This window comes from Mycobacterium sp. OAE908, assembly GCF_017872775.1.
Taxonomy (GTDB): Bacteria; Actinomycetota; Actinomycetes; order Mycobacteriales; family Mycobacteriaceae; genus Mycobacterium.
Genome location: NZ_JAGGJL010000001.1, coordinates 3,125,398 through 3,143,439, shown reverse-complemented (window position 1 = coordinate 3,143,439; position 18,042 = coordinate 3,125,398). Strand labels below are relative to the sequence as shown.

The 18,042-nt window shown below is 67.2% G+C and carries 12 protein-coding genes; 2 read left to right on the top strand and 10 right to left on the bottom strand.

All coding sequences use genetic code 11. From position 1 onward, the window contains the following. Nucleotide 1: 1 nt before the first annotated feature. Entirely contained in the window at nt 2–1,636 is a 1,635-nt protein-coding gene (locus J3E61_RS15385) for an alpha/beta hydrolase (protein WP_210084141.1), read from the bottom strand. Between the two features lie 176 nt (nt 1,637–1,812). On the opposite strand from J3E61_RS15385, the gene J3E61_RS15380 reads away from it, so the two are divergent. After that, a complete protein-coding gene (locus tag J3E61_RS15380) occupies nt 1,813–5,268 on the top strand; it encodes a protein kinase (protein WP_210084140.1) in 3,456 nt (1,151 codons plus the stop codon). On the opposite strand, the gene J3E61_RS15375 is transcribed toward J3E61_RS15380, so the two are convergent. From J3E61_RS15375 to J3E61_RS15340, 8 genes are all read right to left on the bottom strand, one after another. Next, entirely contained in the window at nt 5,240–7,480 is a 2,241-nt protein-coding gene (locus J3E61_RS15375) for a molybdopterin-dependent oxidoreductase (RefSeq protein WP_210084139.1), read from the bottom strand. The two genes, J3E61_RS15380 and J3E61_RS15375, sit on opposite strands and share 29 nt — an antisense overlap. A 3-nt stretch (nt 7,481–7,483) precedes the next feature. After that, a complete protein-coding gene (locus J3E61_RS15370) occupies nt 7,484–8,563 on the bottom strand; it encodes an ATP-binding cassette domain-containing protein (protein WP_192722123.1) in 1,080 nt (359 codons plus the stop codon). Nucleotides 8,564–8,749: 186 nt separating this feature from the next. Beyond that, complete coding sequence (rplL, locus tag J3E61_RS15365; protein ID WP_192722124.1) at nt 8,750–9,142, bottom strand: 50S ribosomal protein L7/L12; 393 nt, start codon at nt 9,140–9,142, stop codon at nt 8,750–8,752. A gap of 48 nt (nt 9,143–9,190) precedes the next feature. Then, nucleotides 9,191–9,763: a 50S ribosomal protein L10 gene (rplJ, locus tag J3E61_RS15360; RefSeq protein ID WP_192722125.1), complete on the bottom strand. Its 573-nt coding sequence runs from the start codon at nt 9,761–9,763 to the stop codon at nt 9,191–9,193. 325 nt (nt 9,764–10,088) lie between these two features. Continuing rightward, on the bottom strand, nt 10,089–10,991 hold the full coding sequence (locus J3E61_RS15355; protein WP_210084138.1) for an ROK family protein: 903 nt from the start codon (nt 10,989–10,991) through the stop codon (nt 10,089–10,091). Beyond that, complete coding sequence (locus J3E61_RS15350; protein ID WP_210084137.1) at nt 10,991–11,539, bottom strand: malonyl CoA-ACP transacylase; 549 nt, start codon at nt 11,537–11,539, stop codon at nt 10,991–10,993. The genes J3E61_RS15355 and J3E61_RS15350 overlap by 1 nt, the downstream gene beginning before the upstream one ends. Then, nucleotides 11,536–15,699 (bottom strand): alpha-mannosidase, encoded by a 4,164-nt coding sequence (locus tag J3E61_RS15345; protein ID WP_210084136.1) that lies wholly within the window; start codon nt 15,697–15,699, stop codon nt 11,536–11,538. The genes J3E61_RS15350 and J3E61_RS15345 overlap by 4 nt, the downstream gene beginning before the upstream one ends. Nucleotides 15,700–15,735: 36 nt before the next feature. Continuing rightward, nucleotides 15,736–16,503 (bottom strand): endonuclease/exonuclease/phosphatase family protein, encoded by a 768-nt coding sequence (locus tag J3E61_RS15340; protein WP_210084135.1) that lies wholly within the window; start codon nt 16,501–16,503, stop codon nt 15,736–15,738. Between the two features lie 19 nt (nt 16,504–16,522). Here J3E61_RS15340 and J3E61_RS15335 point away from each other — a divergent pair, with 19 nt between their 5' ends. Continuing rightward, complete coding sequence (locus tag J3E61_RS15335; protein ID WP_192722479.1) at nt 16,523–17,086, top strand: hypothetical protein; 564 nt, start codon at nt 16,523–16,525, stop codon at nt 17,084–17,086. On the opposite strand, the gene J3E61_RS15330 is transcribed toward J3E61_RS15335, so the two are convergent. Continuing rightward, nucleotides 17,083–18,036: a WYL domain-containing protein gene (locus J3E61_RS15330; RefSeq protein ID WP_192722130.1), complete on the bottom strand. Its 954-nt coding sequence runs from the start codon at nt 18,034–18,036 to the stop codon at nt 17,083–17,085. The genes J3E61_RS15335 and J3E61_RS15330 overlap by 4 nt on opposite strands. Between the last annotated feature and the right edge of the window lie 6 nt (nt 18,037–18,042).

Sequence of the window (18,042 nt, the reverse complement as noted above, 5' to 3'; positions counted from 1 at the left end):
GTCAGGCCGCGACGGGCTCCTGAGTGGGCTCGGCCTTACACGCCGGTTCGACCGGGCCGCACGTCGGTTCGAACGTGAAAAAGCCGTTACCCAGGGCAACGAACGCCTGAAGCGGGTTCAATATGAATGGCTTGGTGAGCGAATTGGGCAGCGCCACCGCCGTTGCCGGACCCGCGGAAGTTTGGATCGTGACGGACTCGCCGGCGTCCACGTAGATGCCCTTGTCGTGGTTGCCAGCGAACATGTCATTGACCCAGCCGACCATCAGGACCTGCGCGGCCGCGACATTCTGCGGCTTCGAGAAACCCGAAGCCAATTGTTGCGAGAACTGGATCAGCGGGTTGCCGCCCCGCATCGAGTCGACATGGGAGCCGCCGACCAGCGTGACCCCGATGAACTGATCCGGGCGCGCCGCGAGCAGCGCCTCCGTGCCGACGCCGAACTGGTTCCAGAAGTACTTCGGCGAGGCGAGTTGGTAGATCGGGATGTCGGCGGGCACCTTCTTCAGCGACGCCGCCGCCGTGCCGTCCAAGGGGACCCCGTCGAGCATGACGACCCCGGCGAGCCTGTCGACGGAACCGTTGTCGGCCATGTAGCCGGCGGTGCCCGCGACGAGGCCGCCGCCGAGCGAGTGGCCGACCAATACGACCCGGTCGGGAATGGCGCCGGTGTAACCGGCGGCCAGCGTGCTGTCGGCCAGCGCCGTGTTGCCGTCAGCGAACAGGTTCGCGACCGTCTGCTGCATCCGCGGCGCGCCCAGCCAGCAGGCGTCGCAGGACAAGAAGTTCGACGTGATGGTCGGTGCGACGACGATGCTGTTGGTCTGCTCTGCGAGCGCGGCCGCCGTGTGGCTGTACCACGGGCCGCTGGCCAAAAAGCCGTGCTGCAGATAGATCAGCCGCGTCGGCGGTTCGGCGCTGTTCGGGATGTACCAGTCCGCGGGCACGTCGTAGCCTTTCGCGCAGTCGAGCCGCAGCGTCGAGCTGTGCACGGTCACTGTGCTGTTTGGCGGAAGAGTCGGCGGTCCGCCGACCAACCTGGTCGCAAGGCCGTACAGGTTGAAGACGAGCGTGCCGATCGCGCTGAGCAGACCCGAGAACGGTGGCGTTGTCGCCGTGGACGTCACCGCCGCACGGCGCGGTGCCGCGAACGCGACTGCGGCTGTCTTCGGCGCCGGGGCGGGTTCCTCGATGGCAGGCGTGGATACCGGCGCGACGTCGGCCACGGATTCGACAGCCGACTCTGCGGGTTCTGTGGCTTTCTCTGACTCTGGTTCGTCGGCCGCTTTCTTGGCCGTCTGCTTCGCCGCGGGCTTGTGCCCGACGGTTGTGCGCTTGGCGGGCTTGGTCTCGGCCTTCTCTGCGGTATCCGAACCCTTGGATTCCTTGACAGTCGCCGGCTCTTCGTCGGCGGGTTTCGCGTTGGGCTCGGCCTCGTCCCTGCCCGGCTTCTCGCTAGCGGCGCCCGAATCTTCTTTGTTTTCAGTCGGTTTCGCCGACTCCGACGAGGTAGCACCGTTGGCGGCCGAGCCGTCACCTTCGTCGGCGATCGCCACGCCCGCCCCGGCGATCATCGCCGCCGCCACGCCAGCGGCCACCATCACCGCGCCCAACCACGCCGAGAACCGGTCCGTCACGCGCGTCTCCTGTCGTTGACGGCGCAAAGGTAACGCGCAGGGCGGGTTGACGGAGGCGTTTATTTCAAATGCAGGCGGCCAGTCGGCGGCGGCGCATCCGCGGTCGCGGCCCTGTAGATCGGTTTATGCTCAGGTCAGCGGCCATGGCACGGCCATGGCGGATATCGAGACGACCGATGGTAAGCAGCGACCCGCTGCCCACGCAGGGGGACATTTACGCCGGAGTCCCGGCGGAGTTGGTGGCTGCCGGTTTCGAAGATCCCCAGGAAATCGGCCGGGGCGGCTTCGGCGTGGTTTATCGCTGCAGCGAGCCCGAACTCGATCGCACCGTCGCGGTCAAAGTACTGACGGCGGACCTCGAACCGGGCAACGTCGAGCGTTTCGTCCGCGAGCAACTCGCGATGGGCAAGCTCTCCGGCCACCCGCACATCGTGAGCATCTTCCAGGTCGGCACCACCGCCACCGGCCGGCCGTACATCGTGATGCAGTACCACCCGCACGGTTCGTTGGAAGCCAAGATTCACGACAACGGACCGGTGGGCTGGGCCGACGCGGTTCACATCGGGGTGAAGGTGGCAGGGGCGCTGGAAACCGCGCACCGCCGCGGGACCATTCACCGCGACGTCAAACCGGCGAACATCCTTCTCACCGAGTACGGCGAACCGCAGCTGACCGATTTCGGAATCGCCAGGGTCATGGGCGGATTCGAGACCGCCGACGGCGCCGTAATGGGTTCGCCCGCCTACACCGCCCCGGAGGTGCTGCTGGGGCAGGCGCCCGACGTCACCTCCGATGTCTACAGCCTGGCGTCGACGCTGTTCTGCGCAGGCACGGGGCACGCGGTATACGAACGCCGCAAGGGCGAGCAGATGGTCGCCCAGTTCCTGCGGATCACCAAGCACCCCATCCCGAACCTGCGCGACTCCGGTCTGCCCGCCGACGTGTGCGCGGTGATCGAACAGGCGATGTCGCGCAATGTCGAGGACCGCCCATCGACCGCGGCGGCATTCGGGGAGCAGTTGCGCGAGGTGCAGCGAATGCACGGATTGCCGGTGGACGACATGCCAGTGCCGATTCCGGCGCCGACCATCCGGTACAACCCACCCCGCTCCCCCGGCACGCCGTCAGGTTCGTATCCGGCGCGGACAATGACGCCGCCCGTACCGGCCACCCGGTTTCAGCTACCCGTGTCGACGAAGCCGTTGGTCGATCGCGCCCGGTTGATCGACGTGCTACGGGCCGGACCGCCAAAGAAGCTCACCGTGATTCACGGTCCGACCGGCTTCGGGAAGAGCACGCTGGCCGCGCAGTGGGCGAAGCTGCTGAGCGCCGAGGGCGTCGCGGTGGCGTGGCTGACCGTGGATCACGACGACAACAACGTCGTCTGGTTTCTGTCCCATTTGATCGAGGCCATTCGAGCCGTGACACCCGCGCTCGCAACGGAACTCGGCGAAGTGCTACAGGAGCACGACGATGAGGCGGAGCGTTACGTGCTGACCTCGTTGATCAACGAGATCCATGAGACGGGCACACGTATGACGCTGGTGATCGACGACTGGCAGCGCGTGACCGACCCTGCGACCATCGGGGCGCTGCTGTACCTGCTCGTCTACGCCTCTGATGACCTGAACGTGGTGGTGACCAGCCGCAGCCAGAGCGGCCTGCCGATGAGCCGGATGCGGATGCAGGACCAGCTCCTCGAAATCGACGCCACCGCACTGCGTTTCGACGTCGCCGAGTCGAAGAACTTTTTGGTCGACCTCAGTGGGCTGGACTTGGACCACGCCGATGTCGAGGAGTTGACCACCAAGACCGACGGCTGGGTCGCCGCACTCCAGCTGGCGTCGTTGTCGCTGCGCGGCCGCGACGATCCCGTGCAGCTGATCGACACGATGACCGGCCGCCACCACGCGATCAGTGAGTTCCTTGCCGAGAACGTGCTCGACACCCTGGAACCGTCGATGCTCGACTTCTTGCTGGCCACCTCGATCACGGAGCGGATCTGCGGAGACCTGGCGTCGGCACTGTCCGGTGTTCCGGACGGCCAGGCGATGCTCGAACAGGTCGAGGAACGAGATTTGTTCCTGCACCGCATCGACGACACGTGGTTCCGCTACCACCAATTGTTCAGTGACTTCCTGCAGCATCGACTCGGCCGCGATCCCGAGCGGGTCGTGCGCCTGCACCGCGCGGCATCCACTTGGTTCGCCGATCGGCAAATGGTCAGCGAGGCAGTCGATCACGCGCTTGCGGCCGGTGATGACGAGCGCGCAGTAACGCTCGTCGAGAACGGCGGCATCGACCTGGTGGCCAAGTCACAAATGGCCACGCTGATCGGGTTGATCGGCAAGCTGCCTTCGGCCGTCGTTCGCTCCGACCCGAGGCTGCAACTTGCGCTCGCGTGGGCCAACATCGTGCTGCACCGGATCCCCGCCGCCGAACAGGCCCTGGATCTGATGGAAGCCCGGATGACCAAATACGGCATCACCGACGAAGAGATCGCGGACATGCGCGCAGAAGGCGGCGTCGTGCGGGCAGTGGCCGACCTGCGCTCGGACCGCCTCGCGGGTATCGACGAACACATCTCGGCATGCCTTCAGCGACGAGAAACGCAGCGGCCCTTCGCCGTAGGCGTGGCGGCGACCGTGTCCACCTTCGCCGCCGCGTATCACTACAACCTCGACGAGGTGAACCGGATTCAGTCTTGGGCGGCGCCCTACGCCGAGCGCAACGGTGACAGCTTCAACATGGTTCATGGACTCTGCTACACCGGACTGGCCCACCGGCTGATGCTCGACAACCCGACGGCGGAGGCCTGCTTCCGCAAGGCTCTCAAGATCGCAAAGCGCTCGGGCGGCAGCCATTCCTACACGGCACGGCTTGCCAGTTCCGCTTTGGGCGAATTGCTCTACGAGCGAGGCGATCTCGATGAAGCGGCCCGGCTGCTCGAGGAGGGCTACAAGGTCGGCCCCGAGGGCGGCTCGGTCGACTTCAAGATCGCCCGTTACGTGATCGCTGCCAGGATCAAGGCGCTGCAGGGCGACCGGCACGCCGCGGCGCAACGGCTCGACGAGGCCATCCGGGTCGCGAGGGCGCTTTCGCTGAGCCGGTTGCGGGCGATGGCCGAACACGAACGCACGCGACTGGGGCTTGCGCCGCATCCGGATGCCGACCCGTGGCCGACGACCACCTACGACAGCCGCCGCCAACCGGTCGACGCGATCGACGAGATCACCGTCCAGTTCGAGGAGGCGTCGGCCATCCGCGTGCTGATGGGCGCCGACGATCAGGAGTCCAAGGAGCTGGCCTGTCGGTGGGCGCAGGAGTGGGTCGAGCGAACCTCGTCACCGGCAAGGCCGCAGGCGTTGTTGCGGGCGCGGCGGCTGCTGGGAGCCAGCCTGTCGGCGGCCGGACACATCGACGAGGCCAAGGCCATCATCGCGACCGTCGCCGCGCAATGCGCACGGCTGAAGATGTTGCGTTACCTCGTCGACGGTGGTCCGTATGTCGCCGCAACACTTTCGGAGTTGCAGGCCGATCAGCGGTCCGGATGGTGGCGTCCCGAATGGCCGGAGATCCCGCCCGACTTCCTCGATGAAGCGGTTACTGCGTCAGTGGCGCAGCGGATTTGACGGAGGCTCGCTCGACGCGCACCGGTACGCCCGTCAGCCGAGCCATCCCGGCCAACTTCTCCAAGTCTTGTGGCGCGCTGGACATCAGCTGATTGACGTTGGCGCCACCCGCTCCGTTGGCCACGCGCCAGCCGCCGGTCCCCTTGTGGCCCCAGCCATGCGGAACCGCGACGACGCCGACGACGATGTCCTTGGTGACCACCACGGGTAGCTCGATCTCGCCGTACGGGGAGGCGATCCGCACCCTGTCCCCATCGACGATGTTGGCCGCGGCCGCGTCGTCGACGTGCATGCGCGCGGCCTGGACTCGATCCCCGCGCATCAGCAGCGGCGAGTTGTGCATCCACGAATTCTCCGAGCGTGTCTCGCGCATGCCGATGAGCCGTAGCGGATATCCGCCGGGCACGTCCCTGCGCGACAGCGCGTCGACTTCAGCGGCGATCTCGTCATGGCGCAACCGCACCCGGCCCCCGCGGTAGACGACTACCTTGCGCAGCACGCCGTCGCGCAGATTGCGCGCGAGAACCTTTCCGTGCGGATGGTCTGCCGCAAGTCGTGAGAACGACAACCCGCCGCGGCGCAGCCCGTAGCGATCTCCGCCTTCGCCCAGCCGGATCACGGCGTCCACCAGCAGGCGCGGAGTCAATCGAATACCGAAGAGCCCCAATATCTTTCGCATCGCAGCCAGCGCGATCAGTCCCGGCGTGCGCCGCCACATCCTGCGGGTGAGGTCGTCGATCACCTGCCACTCCTCGCGGGCCTGCCCTGCGGGAGCGACGACGGCCTCGGTGGCCTGTCTGAACGGCGTTGGCTGCAGCGTCTGGAACGGCAGCGGGAAGTCGTCGCGCTCGTACATCGTCGCCGCGGGCAACACGTAGTCACAGTGCGCGAGTGTCTCGTTGACGTAGAGGTCGATGCCGACCATCAACTCCAAGGACTCCAGCGCCTTCTCTAATTCGTTGCCGTTGGGCACCGATAGGGCCGGGTTGCCCGCGCTGACGAACAACGCGCGCACCTGTCCTCGGCCGGGTGTGGTGATTTCCTTGGCCATCACCCCTGCGGGCTCGGACATCAGCACCGATGGGAAGCCGCCGATGCGCGACCGACGGCTGCTGTAGCTGGTTCGCAGCAGCGCGCCGAGCACCTTCATCCCCCACCGCTCGCCCGGAATGCCGAGGGTGCCGAACATGCTGCCGCCCGGCACATCGAGGTTGCCTGCGACCAGGTTCACTGCGTCCAGCAAATACGTTGTGAGAGTGCCGTTTTCACCCGTGCTGGTACCCACCCGGCCGTACACCGCGGCCCGCTCCGTGCGCGCGAGGTCGCGCGCCAGTGCCCGCACGACGCCCGGATCGATTCCAGTGCGCGGCTCGGTGGCTTCGGGGCTGAACGGTCTGGCCAACTGTTCCAGCCAGGCGAGGCTGTCGGCCTGACGGGCCAGCGCGGTGCGGTCGGCGAGGTTCTCTTCGAACAACACGTGGAGGACAGACAGCAGCAGGAAGGCGTCCCCGTCGGGGACGATGCCCAACCATTCGAACTGGGCCGCGGTCTCGGTCTTGCGCGGATCGATGACGATGACCCGGCCGCCTCGCTTGACGATGTCGTGCATCCGGTCCTTGATCCGCGGCACTGTCAGCACGCTGCCGTGTGAGACAACCGGATTCGCGCCGATCACGACGAGCAGATCGGTGCGCAGAATGTCGGGGACCGGCAGGGCCAGCGGCGAGCCGTACAACATCTGGCTGGCCACGAAGCGGTTGTTGACGTCCTGGGACCCGGCGGTGAAGACATGCAAACGCGGGCCGAAGGCGTTCATCAATGTCGCAAGGCCCAGGGTGTGTGAGTAACTGAAGGCACCCGGGTTGCCGTAGTACCAGCCGATCGCGCCGGAACCGTGCTTGCGGTGAATGGCCGTCAGCCGGGCGGCGATATCGGTCATCGCGTCGTCCCAGCTGACCGGGTCGAAGCCATCCGCTCCACGCCGCAGTGGCTGGGTCACGCGGTCGGGGTCGTTGACGACCTCGGTGAACGCGATGCCCTTCTGGCAGGCGAAGCCCGCAGACAGCGGGTGGTCCTTGTCGGGACGCAGCGACACCAACCGGCCGTCGTCGACGGTCGCGATCATGCCGCACAGCGGCTCACAGATCCGGCAGAACGTCGCTTTTTGGACTGGAGCTTTCTGAACGCCAGCCTTGCGCTCGACGTTCGTCAAAAGTTACCTCTCGACGCGGGGAATTGCCCCCGTCGGCGCGTCGTCGTCCAGCGAGCGGTGCCGCGCGGTGGCGCCTTCACCGAACTCAGACGCCGAATATTTGTGGGTGCCCTCGAGGTCGTCGCGGATCGCTTCCTGCGCCTGCGGCGGAAGGGTGTGCATGATCTCGCGGACACGCGCCTGCCTGCGGCCGACGGCCTGGCGCTCGGGCATGCCGGGGGTCGCCTGGATCTGCGGCGGCACACCCTGGATCTCCTCGACACCACCGTCGTGGTGACCGGCGTCGACCATGGCCTGCTCTTCGGCCATCGTCGACTCGTCCTTCTCCTCCGACATACCGATGGGACCGATACGGCGGCCGTTGAGGAACTGGCGGACGACGGGCTCGTCGCTGGTCAGCAACACCTCGCGGGGGCCGAACATGACCAGGTGCTTGCGGAACAGCATGCCCATGTTGTCGGGCACCGTGCGGGCGATGTTGATGTTGTGCGTGACGATCAGGATCGTGCAGTCGATCTGGGCGTTGATGTCGATCAGCAGCTGGGACAGGTACGCGGTACGGACCGGGTCAAGACCGGAGTCCGGCTCGTCGCAGAGGATGATCTGCGGGTCGAGCACCAGCGAGCGGGCCAGGCCGGCGCGCTTGCGCATACCGCCGGAGATCTCGCCGGGGAACTTGTTCTCGTCCCCGCCCAAGCCGACCAGCTCGAGCTTCTCCATGACGATGTTGCGGATTTCGCTTTCCTTCTTCTTGGTGTGCTCACGCAAGGGGAAAGCGGTGTTGTCGTACAGGCTCATCGAGCCGAACAGCGCGCCGTCCTGGAACATGACGCCGAACAGTGTGCGGATCTCGTAGAGCTCTTTCGCCGAGCACTCGATGATGTTGGTGCCGTCGACGATGATCTTGCCGCGCTCGGGCCGCAGCAGGCCGATCAGAGACTTCAGGAACACTGATTTACCGGTACCCGACGGGCCCAACAGGACGCTGACCTCACCGGCCGGGATCTCCATGGTGACGTCTTCCCAAATTCGCTGGGCCCCGAAGGACTTCGTCAGTCCTTCTACTTGAATTCCGATGCCCACGCGCGATCCTTCCGCCAAGTATTTCAGCCCCAGCCACATGCCTCCCGCCTGTGGCTTGAGTCACTGTAGCTTACGCCGTCTGACCACGACACACGTCTTGCGTCACATTGTGATCGACCCTAAACACACCCTAGACGCAGCTGTGGGGCGGACCTGTTTGCCAGATCCGCCCCACAGGTGATGAAACTACTTGACGGTAACCGTCGCGCCTGCGGCCTCGAGCTTGGCCTTGGCCTCCTCGGCGGCTTCCTTGGCGACCTTCTCGAGCAGCGGCTTGGGAGCGCTGTCGACCAGGTCCTTGGCCTCCTTGAGGCCCAGGCCGGAGACGATCTCGCGAACGACCTTGATGACGCCGATCTTCTTCTCGCCTGCACCCTCGAGGATGACGTCGAACTCCGACTGCTCCTCGGCGGCCTCGGCGGGGGCGCCACCAGCGGCGGGGCCGGCAGCCGCGACGGCGACCGGAGCAGCGGCGGTGACCTCGAAGGTCTCTTCGAACTTCTTGACGAACTCAGAGAGCTCGAGCAGCGTCAGTTCCTTGAACGCGTCGAGCAGGTCGTCGGTGGACAGCTTGGCCATGTGTGGTCCTTCCTTACTTACTTACTTACGTGTGTGGAGTTGATGGATCTATTCGGCGGCGTCGTCGGACGGCGCCGGGCTCTCGGGTGCAGCGTCGGCGGGCGCCTCGGCAGCTCTCTTCTCTTGCAACGCGGCTGCCAGCCGGGCGACCTGCGACGCGGGAGCGTTGAACAGGCCAGCGGCTTTGGACAGGTTTGCCTTCATCGCGCCGGCCAGCTTGGCCAGCAGCACCTCACGCGACTCCAGGTCGGCGATCTGTTCGACCTCGGAAACGCTCAGCGCGCGGCCATCCATGTAGCCGCCCTTGATGACCAGCGCCTTGTTGTCCTTGGCGAAGGTCTTCAGCGCCTTGGCGGCGTCGACGGCCTCACCCTTGACGAACGCGATCGCGGTCGGACCGACGAACAGTTCGTCGAGCCCGTCGATGCCCGCCTCCGCCGCGGCACGCTTGACCAGCGTGTTCTTGGCGACCGTGTAGGTGGCTGAGGCACCGAGCGAACGGCGCAGGTCCTTGAGGTTGGCCACGGTGAGTCCGCGGTACTCGGTGACCAGAGTGGCCGTCGAGTCCTTGAACTGCTCGGCGATGTCGGCGACCGCGGTGGCCTTTTCAGCTTTGGCCATGCATTGCCTCCTCGTGGTTGGTATCGGGTTGTCCCGCTTCAGAGCCGCACGAGGGCCGGAAATGACGAACGCCCCGACGCAGACAGGTCGGGGCGTGAAAGAACAAGCCTCGTCCTCCTGCGTGGGCCGCCGGGACAATCCCGGACCTTCAACCGATTACTCGGTGACCGACGGTCTTCGGTGGAACTGGTCAAGAATAGCCTGCTACCCGCCGATCAGCCAAAACGCTGCACTTTCCTACCGCGAGCTCCCTACCGCGAGCGACCGTGTCTGCACGCGACACGCCGCCGATCAGTGGCATTTCGCGGTCGCTCGCGCCTGGTTTTCAGGCGTCGAGGAGGGCTGCCGCGCCCACCAGGCCCGCTTCGCCGCCGAGTTCGGCGGGCAGCACTCGCAGGTCGCGGATGAAGTCGAGGCGGGCGTAGGACGCCAGCGCCTCGCGCAACGGATCGAAAAGCAGCCCTCCGGACTTCGCGACGCCGCCGCCGATGACGACCAGGTCGAGGTCGCACACCGCCCCGACCGACGCGATCATCGCGGCCACCGCCGTCGCGCCGCGCCGGAACGCCTGCAGCGCGACGCTGTCACCGGCGGTCGCCGCGTCGGCCAGTTCTTTGGCGTCGGCCTCCGGCGGGGCGGCCCAGCCGTTCTCCCTGGCCCACTGCGCCATCCGCGGTCCCGCCGCGATCGTCTCGACGCACCCGCGACCGCCGCACGAGCACGGCCCGCCGTCGGGGTCGACGACGACGTGGCCGACGTGTCCCGCGTTGCCGGTGCGCCCGTCGTAGGGCGCGCCGTCGAGTACGAGGCCGCCGCCGACACCGGTCGACACCACCATGCCGAGCAGAAACTGCGCGCCCCTGCCCGCACCGCGCCAACGCTCCCCCATCGCCATGCACAGCCCGTCGCCGCCAAGCCGCACCGGAGCATCCGTCAGTGCCGACACTCGATCGACGATCGGAAACCGTTGCCATTCAACGATATTGATCGGGCTGACCGTCCCCGTCGGCAGGTCGATCGGGCCTGCCGAGGAGATACCGACGCCGCGGACCCGACCGTGTGCTTCGGCCAGTGCCTCGGTGACCAACCTGTCGACGATCGTCCAGATCGCCTCGGCGTCACCGTCCGGCGTTGGCAGCTTGGCGTGATGCACCAGCGTGCCCTCTGCGGAAACCAGTCCTGCGGCGATCTTCGTGCCGCCGATGTCGAGTGCGAGCGTGACGTCCATCAGTGCCTGTGGGTGTTATCGGGCTGACGCGGATCCCCTGGATGCTCGTAACCCGGTGCCAGCTCGACCATTTCAGCGCAGCGCGCATCCAGCCACAGCCGGAAGGCGCGCCGCTGAGCCGCGCCGCGCAGATGGTCAGCGACCTCCGCATCGCCGCCGAATCGCCGCGGGTTGCGCTCGCGGTAGTCGCGCACCTGGGCGTCGGTGACGTCGACGTCCGCGGTCACGTCCACGAACAAGGCGCGCGCCAGCGGTTCGGTCAGCACCGATGCGGCAACGCTGCCGATCTCCAGCCGGGTCGTGACGTCCGGCAGCAGCGCGTCCTCGCTCGGCGCGCCTTCGCCGGTAAGCCCGCGTGCCGCCGCCTCTGTGGCGGCCACCCGCTCGGTCACCAGCAGTTGGGTCAGCCACCGCCGCAGTTGCCTGCCTTCACTGGTGCCAGGACGCGGCAGGGAGGAGGCCAGCCGAGAGCCGCGCAGCCGGTCTTCGCGGGCGTCGACCTCGTCGACCCCTACCGGCACGCCGCCCACCGTCGCCGCCACAATCATCGGACTGTCACCTTCACCGCGGGTGAGTACACCAGCCGACCGGCACAGCCGATCCGGATCAGCGCCCACCACTCTCCAGGTTCCGTCCACGCGGGCGGTGCGACGCCGAACTCGAGCTCTACCGTTCCGCGGGCCGGCAATTCGCGGCCGACGGCGGCGGGCCCCATCCACTCCCATGTTCCCCACGGGCTGATCAGGTGTGCCTCGACCGCAAGGTCGGAATATGCGTCGGTGCCGACGGTCACTGCCAGCCGTCCGGTCTGGCCTGCCGAAAGCTCGATGGGCTCAGGATCGCTGACCAGCCGCAACAGACTGTCGTCGCGGTGACCGATCGCTATCACGCACACGTCCTCGACCGTCTGGCGCCACGACGGCGGAATCGACGCGGCGTCACTTCCCGTCACGGCCAGTTCGGCGCGCAGCGGGTACAGGCCCGGAGGTACGTTCGGCGGCACCGCTACAGCGACGTCTGTCTCCAGGTAGTCGCCTGGCGGCAGTACGAAGGACAACTCGTCGTTCTCGGCGCTCCAACCGTCGGGGCACAGCAGCCGCACCTTGCCGTGCAGTGCCGCGTCGCTGGTATCGGTCGCCACCGTAAGCCGCAGCGACACTTGGGAATTCGGCTCTGCAGCGAGCTGTTGCGGATGCAGGTGCGCGACGGCGGGCAAGCCGCCAACGGCGGCTGGACCGCGGTTGTGCAGCCAGTAGCGCGCGTACAACGGCTGCGCGGCCTCTTCGTCGGGTGCGAGTACAGCGTGGTCCGCCTCGAGCACCTGCGGCATGTTCAGCCGCGTCAGCACCGTGGCGATCTCAAAGCCGTGCAGCATCAGGTTGTCCGCGGCGCCTTGCACCCGCGGTTGCTCGAGTAGGTCGACGCGCGAGGCCGCGGAGATCCGGCGCAGACCAGAGCGAACCACGACATCGGTTGCGGAACCGCATGTTTCGACGAGTCGGACCGCGACGCCGTCGGCAGCCTCGACGTGGCTGCCGCTGCCCGATGACAGCGGATTGCCTGCTGCCTTGAGCGCGCCTAGCGCTACCTTGCCGGCCGGCTCGATCTCCAGCAGCGACCCCCACGAGGGCAAACCGCCTGCTGTCCGGTCGTTTTCGGCGACCGTCAAGAGCGGGCGGGAGAACTCGGCGCTGCGAGCCGGGAGATCTGCCTGCCGCCAATCTCCCTCACCGGAGACCAGCGCGTAGTCGAAGGTGTGCGTCCAGTGCTGCAACTGGAAGTTCGAGCCGTCCGGCGCCGTGCGCCGCGGCGGATCGATCCATGTGCCGGACGGCCAGCCGGTGCAGGACCGCATCAACGACATGTGTAGCGTGCCATCGGATTCGACGGCGAAGCCGGGCATTCCGCGGTTGAGCACCGCGACGGTATGCGCTTCGAACGGCTCCAGCCCGGACGAAGCTTCCTGCTCGACGACGATCTCGAAGTCGGCGAGGTCCTCGACAACGGAGCCGACGGCATCCTCCAACTCGGCTCCCGCGACGATCAGTACCGGCAGTGCGCGCACACCGCGCAGGTCCGCACCGGGCACCCATTGGTCGGCCAACGACGAAATCGGCGGGACCCATACTCGCGCCGACCCGCGGGTGTAGAGCTGCCGTTTCAGTTCCTCCGCGTAGACGGGCTCTGCTTCGGCGAGAACCGCTGCGGTGAAACCGTTTTCGTCAGGGCCACCGAGCGCGATCCTGGCGTCGGGCAAGTTCGAGTCGACGGCCAGATCGCCGTACCGCGGCTGATCCCCACTGCTGCATGTGGCCGTGACGCCTGCGCGGACCAGCGCGACCATCAACGGCCGCGCCAGCGCCGCCGAGACCGATTCCGACGGCGCGATGACCTCGGCGACCGAAACCGCGCGCACACCGTCACCGACTCGCACGCGTGCCGCCGATGACAATCCGAACCAGCCGAACGCGGGGTTGTCCAGCGTCCACGGGTGCTGCGCGGAGTCGACGGCCGTCCCTGCGCGGTCGTGCAGCAGCCCGAAACCGCGTCCGATCACCGCGTCGCCGACCTCGCTGACCGGCAACGCACCGGGCACCGGGCACGGCCAGCGCAGCCGCAGCAGGCGGTCCTCGCCGGTGAACTCGTCGACGGTGGTGCTGCAGTCCACCCGGGCAACCCCACGCCAAAGGGTCACGATCTGCTTGTAGCGCAATACATCACCGATGCGACCGTCGATCACCAGCCGCTCACCGAGCGGACCGCGGTATGCCTGCACCGAAGCCGTCGCCGCGGAGGACGCGACGACCGGGCCCTTCGGCAACAGGTGCCACGGGCCCTCACCGGCCTGCGGATGGGCCGGGTACTCCTCGTAGACGGCCAGCTCGTTGCCGACCCTGCCACCAGCGATCAGTTCGCGCTCGGACGCCACCTCCACCAGCGAGCTGACCCCGCCGCCGCGCACAGGGTCGACGGCGAGCCGGTAGTGCTCGTTGCGAATCAAGTTGCCGTCCAACGGTTCCCAGCCTGACTTCGCTTCCCCGGCGGTGAGCACATACGACTGCCACCCCACCGAGGGCACATCCCGGGCCAGCCAGCTCACGGACCGCCCGCCGTGCTCGACATGCGCGGCAAGTTCGGCGCCGTCAGAGTCGACGACCCGCACCCCCTCCCCCACAGGCCGTGAGAGCCGCGCTGTCACTACGTCGGAGCGCTTGTGTGCCAACGGGTTCCACACCACTACCGAGCTGTCGACCGCACTGGACAGCAGCCGCAGCGCGTTGTCGCGGGCGGTGGTGCCGAGTTGCCATGCGTCGCGCCAGCCGGTGAGGAGGTCGAGGTACACCTGATCGGATTCCGACCCGGTGATCGCATCGTGGTGCGCGCCGTAGGCCAGTTGCACCCATGCCTTGGCCAACGCCGCCTGCGGATACGTCGCGCCGCCGAGCAGACCCGCGAACACCGCGAACCGTTCGGCATCGAGCACCGCGTCCTCGGTTGCCCTGTTGGCCTGCTTGGTGTCGATGTAGGAGACGTGGCAGCCCGTGTAGATCGGGTTCATGTCGCGGGTCTGTGGTGACGCCTCGATGCCGCGGTCGGCAAGCTCGGCCCGCACCGCGGCGAAGAACTCCCGCGGCAGCGCGCACACGAACCGGGGCCAGGTGTAGCGCGCATTCCAATCCCGGTGGATATCGGTGACCCACTTGTTCGGTGGCGTGTAATCGGTGCCCACCGGCAGCAGCACGTTTCGGGTCAGCGCAACCGTCTTCAGCGTCGCGAACAACTCGTACGTCGCCTGCTCGGCCTCGGCCAGCGTCGCCGACGAGTCCATCCACCAGCCCGCCGAATAGTGGGCAGGCATGTAGTGCGTCAACAATCCGCGTCCCGACGGTGCGATCCACTCGAACTCACTGGAGAACTGCATGCGGCGCGGATCGCCGCCGCCGGCCACGGGCCCCCACTGATGGTGTGGACCACGCGCCCATGAGCTGGATGTCAGCCCCGCGTCGGCGGCCATCCCCGGAAATTGCGGGTCATGGCCGAACACGTCGAGCTGCCACGCGGTGCTCGGGTCGGCGCCCATGATGTCGCGCTGAAAACCCATGCCGGCCACAAAGTTTCGGATCGTCGTCTCGGCGCTCGTCAGGTTGGTGTTCGGCTCGTTGTATGCCCCACCCATCACCTCAACGCGACCGTCGGCGATGAACCGGCGAAGGTCGTCGCGATCCTCAGGATGGGTGTCCCAGTACGGCTTGAGGTAGTCCACCTCGGCCAGCACGAACTTGTACTCGGGCTCGCGGCGGGCCATCTCGAGGTGCGCGCGCACCAGGTCGAAACCGTTGGTCTGACGGCAGCGGCCCGGCGGGTCCTCGCTCCACACACTGGTATAGGCGGCCTGCGTGTTCCACCAGACCGGGTCGTAGTGGAAGTGGCTGATCATGTACATGGTCCAGCCGGGCTCGGCGACGGTGAACACGAACGACGCGTCGCCGGCGCGGGCGGTTCGCTGCTCTCCCGGCGTGGGCCGTTCGACGCGGACCGGCACCTCGACGGCGCCGTCACCCGGCGTGACTTCGGCCGAACCAGCCAGACCGTCGCCGTCAACGTGGATTTCGCCGACTCCGCCGGTGTAGTTGACCCGCACCAGTTGCAGTGGGTTGTCGGCGGGCCCGACGAAGAGTTCCGTCGACTCCGCGGAGATGACGTGCACGCCAAAACCCTACGGCGATTACAGACCGTTGCGGCCTCAGGCCCGCGAAATGTCGACGACCAACGCTCGATGATCGGAGATCGGCAACCGCGGTGACGAGCATTCATCGACACGCAGAGTCGCGTCATCGGTGAGGATGTGGTCGAGCTGGTGGCAGGGCTCGTCGGCCGGGAACGTCGTCGCCTCACCCAACGGCGACATCCGTGTCCAGCGCCGGGGCGTCGGTGGATCCACGTTGAGATCGCCCATCAGCACCCGGGGGCCGGGGAAGCCACGCAGATCGCGAACCAACCGCCGCATCTGCACTCTGTTCCAGCCGGGCACGAACGACAGATGGGTGTTGGCGACGGTCAGCGGACCGAGCGGGGTGTCGAGTCGAGCGACCATCGCCGCCCGCGGTTCCTCGTGCACGACCTGTACGCGTCGCGGTCCTGGCAGGTACATCGGAAATCGCACCGGAATGCGCGGCAACCGCACGACCTGCCAGCTCTCGGCCAGATAGCGCGACAGCAAGGCGATTCCGTAGGCCGCGGTGCCCGGCTGCTCGCGACCCGTCGCCGCCATCCACGTCGCTCCCGGCGTGCCGGAGATCGCGGCGACGAACCGGTGGCTCACCGCCCCCATCGCTTCGGCCGCGACCGCGGTCAGATCCGCGTTGCCCGACCGCGCCTGCTCCAGATCGACCTCCTGCAGCGCCAGGATGTCGGGATCCAGTTGCTTCACCGAGTCGACCAGCCTGTCCAGGTGCACCGCCCCGTCGTGAACGCTGCGACCGTGCAGGATGTTGAAGGTTGCCATCCGCATGGGTACTCAAGTACCCACGATGACGCTTTCCGATGTACCCGCCCGAAACGACGAACTGCGCGACGCGCTCAAGCGAGCCGCTTCGGCGCTGAAAGCACAGGGACCCGAGTTCGCGCTCGCGGGCAGCTACGCCCTGTGGGTGCGTGGCGGTCCCGAGCCCGTGCACGACGTCGACTTCGTCGTCGCCGAGGAGGATGCCGACACCGCGGCCAAGACGCTCGAGGAGGCGGGCTTTCGGATCGATCGCCCGCCAGAGGACTGGTTGTTCAAGGCATGCACGGGTGGCGTCGTCGTTGACGTGCTGCACCGACTCAACGGCGTCCCGGTCGACACGGCGACCATCCGCGGCGCCGACATCGTCGAGGTGCTCGCGATCGCGATGCCGGTGCTGCCGCCCACAAAGGTGCTGTCCGAGAAGCTGTCGTCGTTCAGCGAACATCACTGCGACTTCGCCGCTCTGCTACCTGCCGTGCGAGCCGTGCGTGAACAGGTGAACTGGAATCAGGTCCGCAGCGCCACCGCCGACAACGACTTCGCCGCGGCATTCCTCTTTCTCACCGACCGCCTCGGCATCACCGCTTAACCCGCCGCGTGCCGCAACCGCTCGGCCAGCGAGCCGACCGCCTGGATGACCTCTGGCGGTTCCAGCACCTCGAACTCGCAGCCCGGCAGCGCCAGATAGAAGACCATGCGCTCGGGATCATCCGCGCCTGCGGTCAGGATGCATGCGTCCGGCCCGTCTGCCTCGATGGTCACCGACGTCGGCGAGAAATGTTGAGCCACAACATGTTCAGGAGCCTGATAGCGCACCCGGGCAACGTATCGGTAAGGCGACGAACTGATCGAGTGCCGCACATAGGTCGCCGCGTCGGGTGCCTGCCGAGGCGTGAACGTACTGCCGAGCGCGCGCACGTCGGCCATCCGGTCCAACCGCAGGCTGCGCCAATCCTGCCGGTCACGGTCGTAAGCAAGCAGATACCAGCGCCTGCCGGTCGTCACGAGTTGGTATGGCTCCAGTCGCCTCTGCGTCGCGTCGCCCGCCCGCGAGACGTAACCCGCGCTGACGTGCTCGCGGTCGCGGCATGCCCGCGCCAGCGTCATCAGCACCTCGGGTTCGACGGGTGAGTCCGAGTAGTTCGACGGCAGTGTCACCGTCGCGTCGTGCACCGCGGCCACCTGCGACCGCAGCCGCGCGGGCATCACCTGGTCGAGCTTGCTCAGCGCGCGCAACGCCGATTCGCCGACGCCGGCCACGCTGCCGCCAGCGGCCAGTCGCAGGCACACCGCCATCGCCACGGCTTCGTCGGGATCGAGCAGCAGCGGCGGCAGCGCTGCGCCTGCGCCCAGCTGATAACCACCGCCATGGCCCTTGCTGGCCTGCACCGGATAGCCGAGCTCCCGCAGCCGCTCCACATCACGGCGCACGCTGCGTGTCGTCACGCCGAGTCGCTCGGAGAGCTCCTCGCCTGTCCACACCCGGCGCGACTGCAGCAACCCCAGTAGCTGCAGCACGCGACTCGTCGTTTCGGACACCCACCC

What these genes read in the sequence shown, in the direction of transcription:
- J3E61_RS15350 (WP_210084137.1), bottom strand. Translation starts at nt 11,539, where the DNA reads ATGATTGTGGCGGCGACGGTGGGCGGCGTGCCGGTAGGGGTCGACGAG.
- J3E61_RS15340 (WP_210084135.1), bottom strand. Translation starts at nt 16,503, where the DNA reads ATGCGGATGGCAACCTTCAACATCCTGCACGGTCGCAGCGTTCACGAC.
- J3E61_RS15380 (WP_210084140.1), top strand. Translation starts at nt 1,813, where the DNA reads ATGGTAAGCAGCGACCCGCTGCCCACGCAGGGGGACATTTACGCCGGA.
- J3E61_RS15335 (WP_192722479.1), top strand. Translation starts at nt 16,523, where the DNA reads ATGACGCTTTCCGATGTACCCGCCCGAAACGACGAACTGCGCGACGCG.
- rplJ (WP_192722125.1), bottom strand. Translation starts at nt 9,763, where the DNA reads ATGGCCAAAGCTGAAAAGGCCACCGCGGTCGCCGACATCGCCGAGCAG.
- J3E61_RS15355 (WP_210084138.1), bottom strand. Translation starts at nt 10,991, where the DNA reads ATGGACGTCACGCTCGCACTCGACATCGGCGGCACGAAGATCGCCGCA.
- rplL (WP_192722124.1), bottom strand. Translation starts at nt 9,142, where the DNA reads ATGGCCAAGCTGTCCACCGACGACCTGCTCGACGCGTTCAAGGAACTG.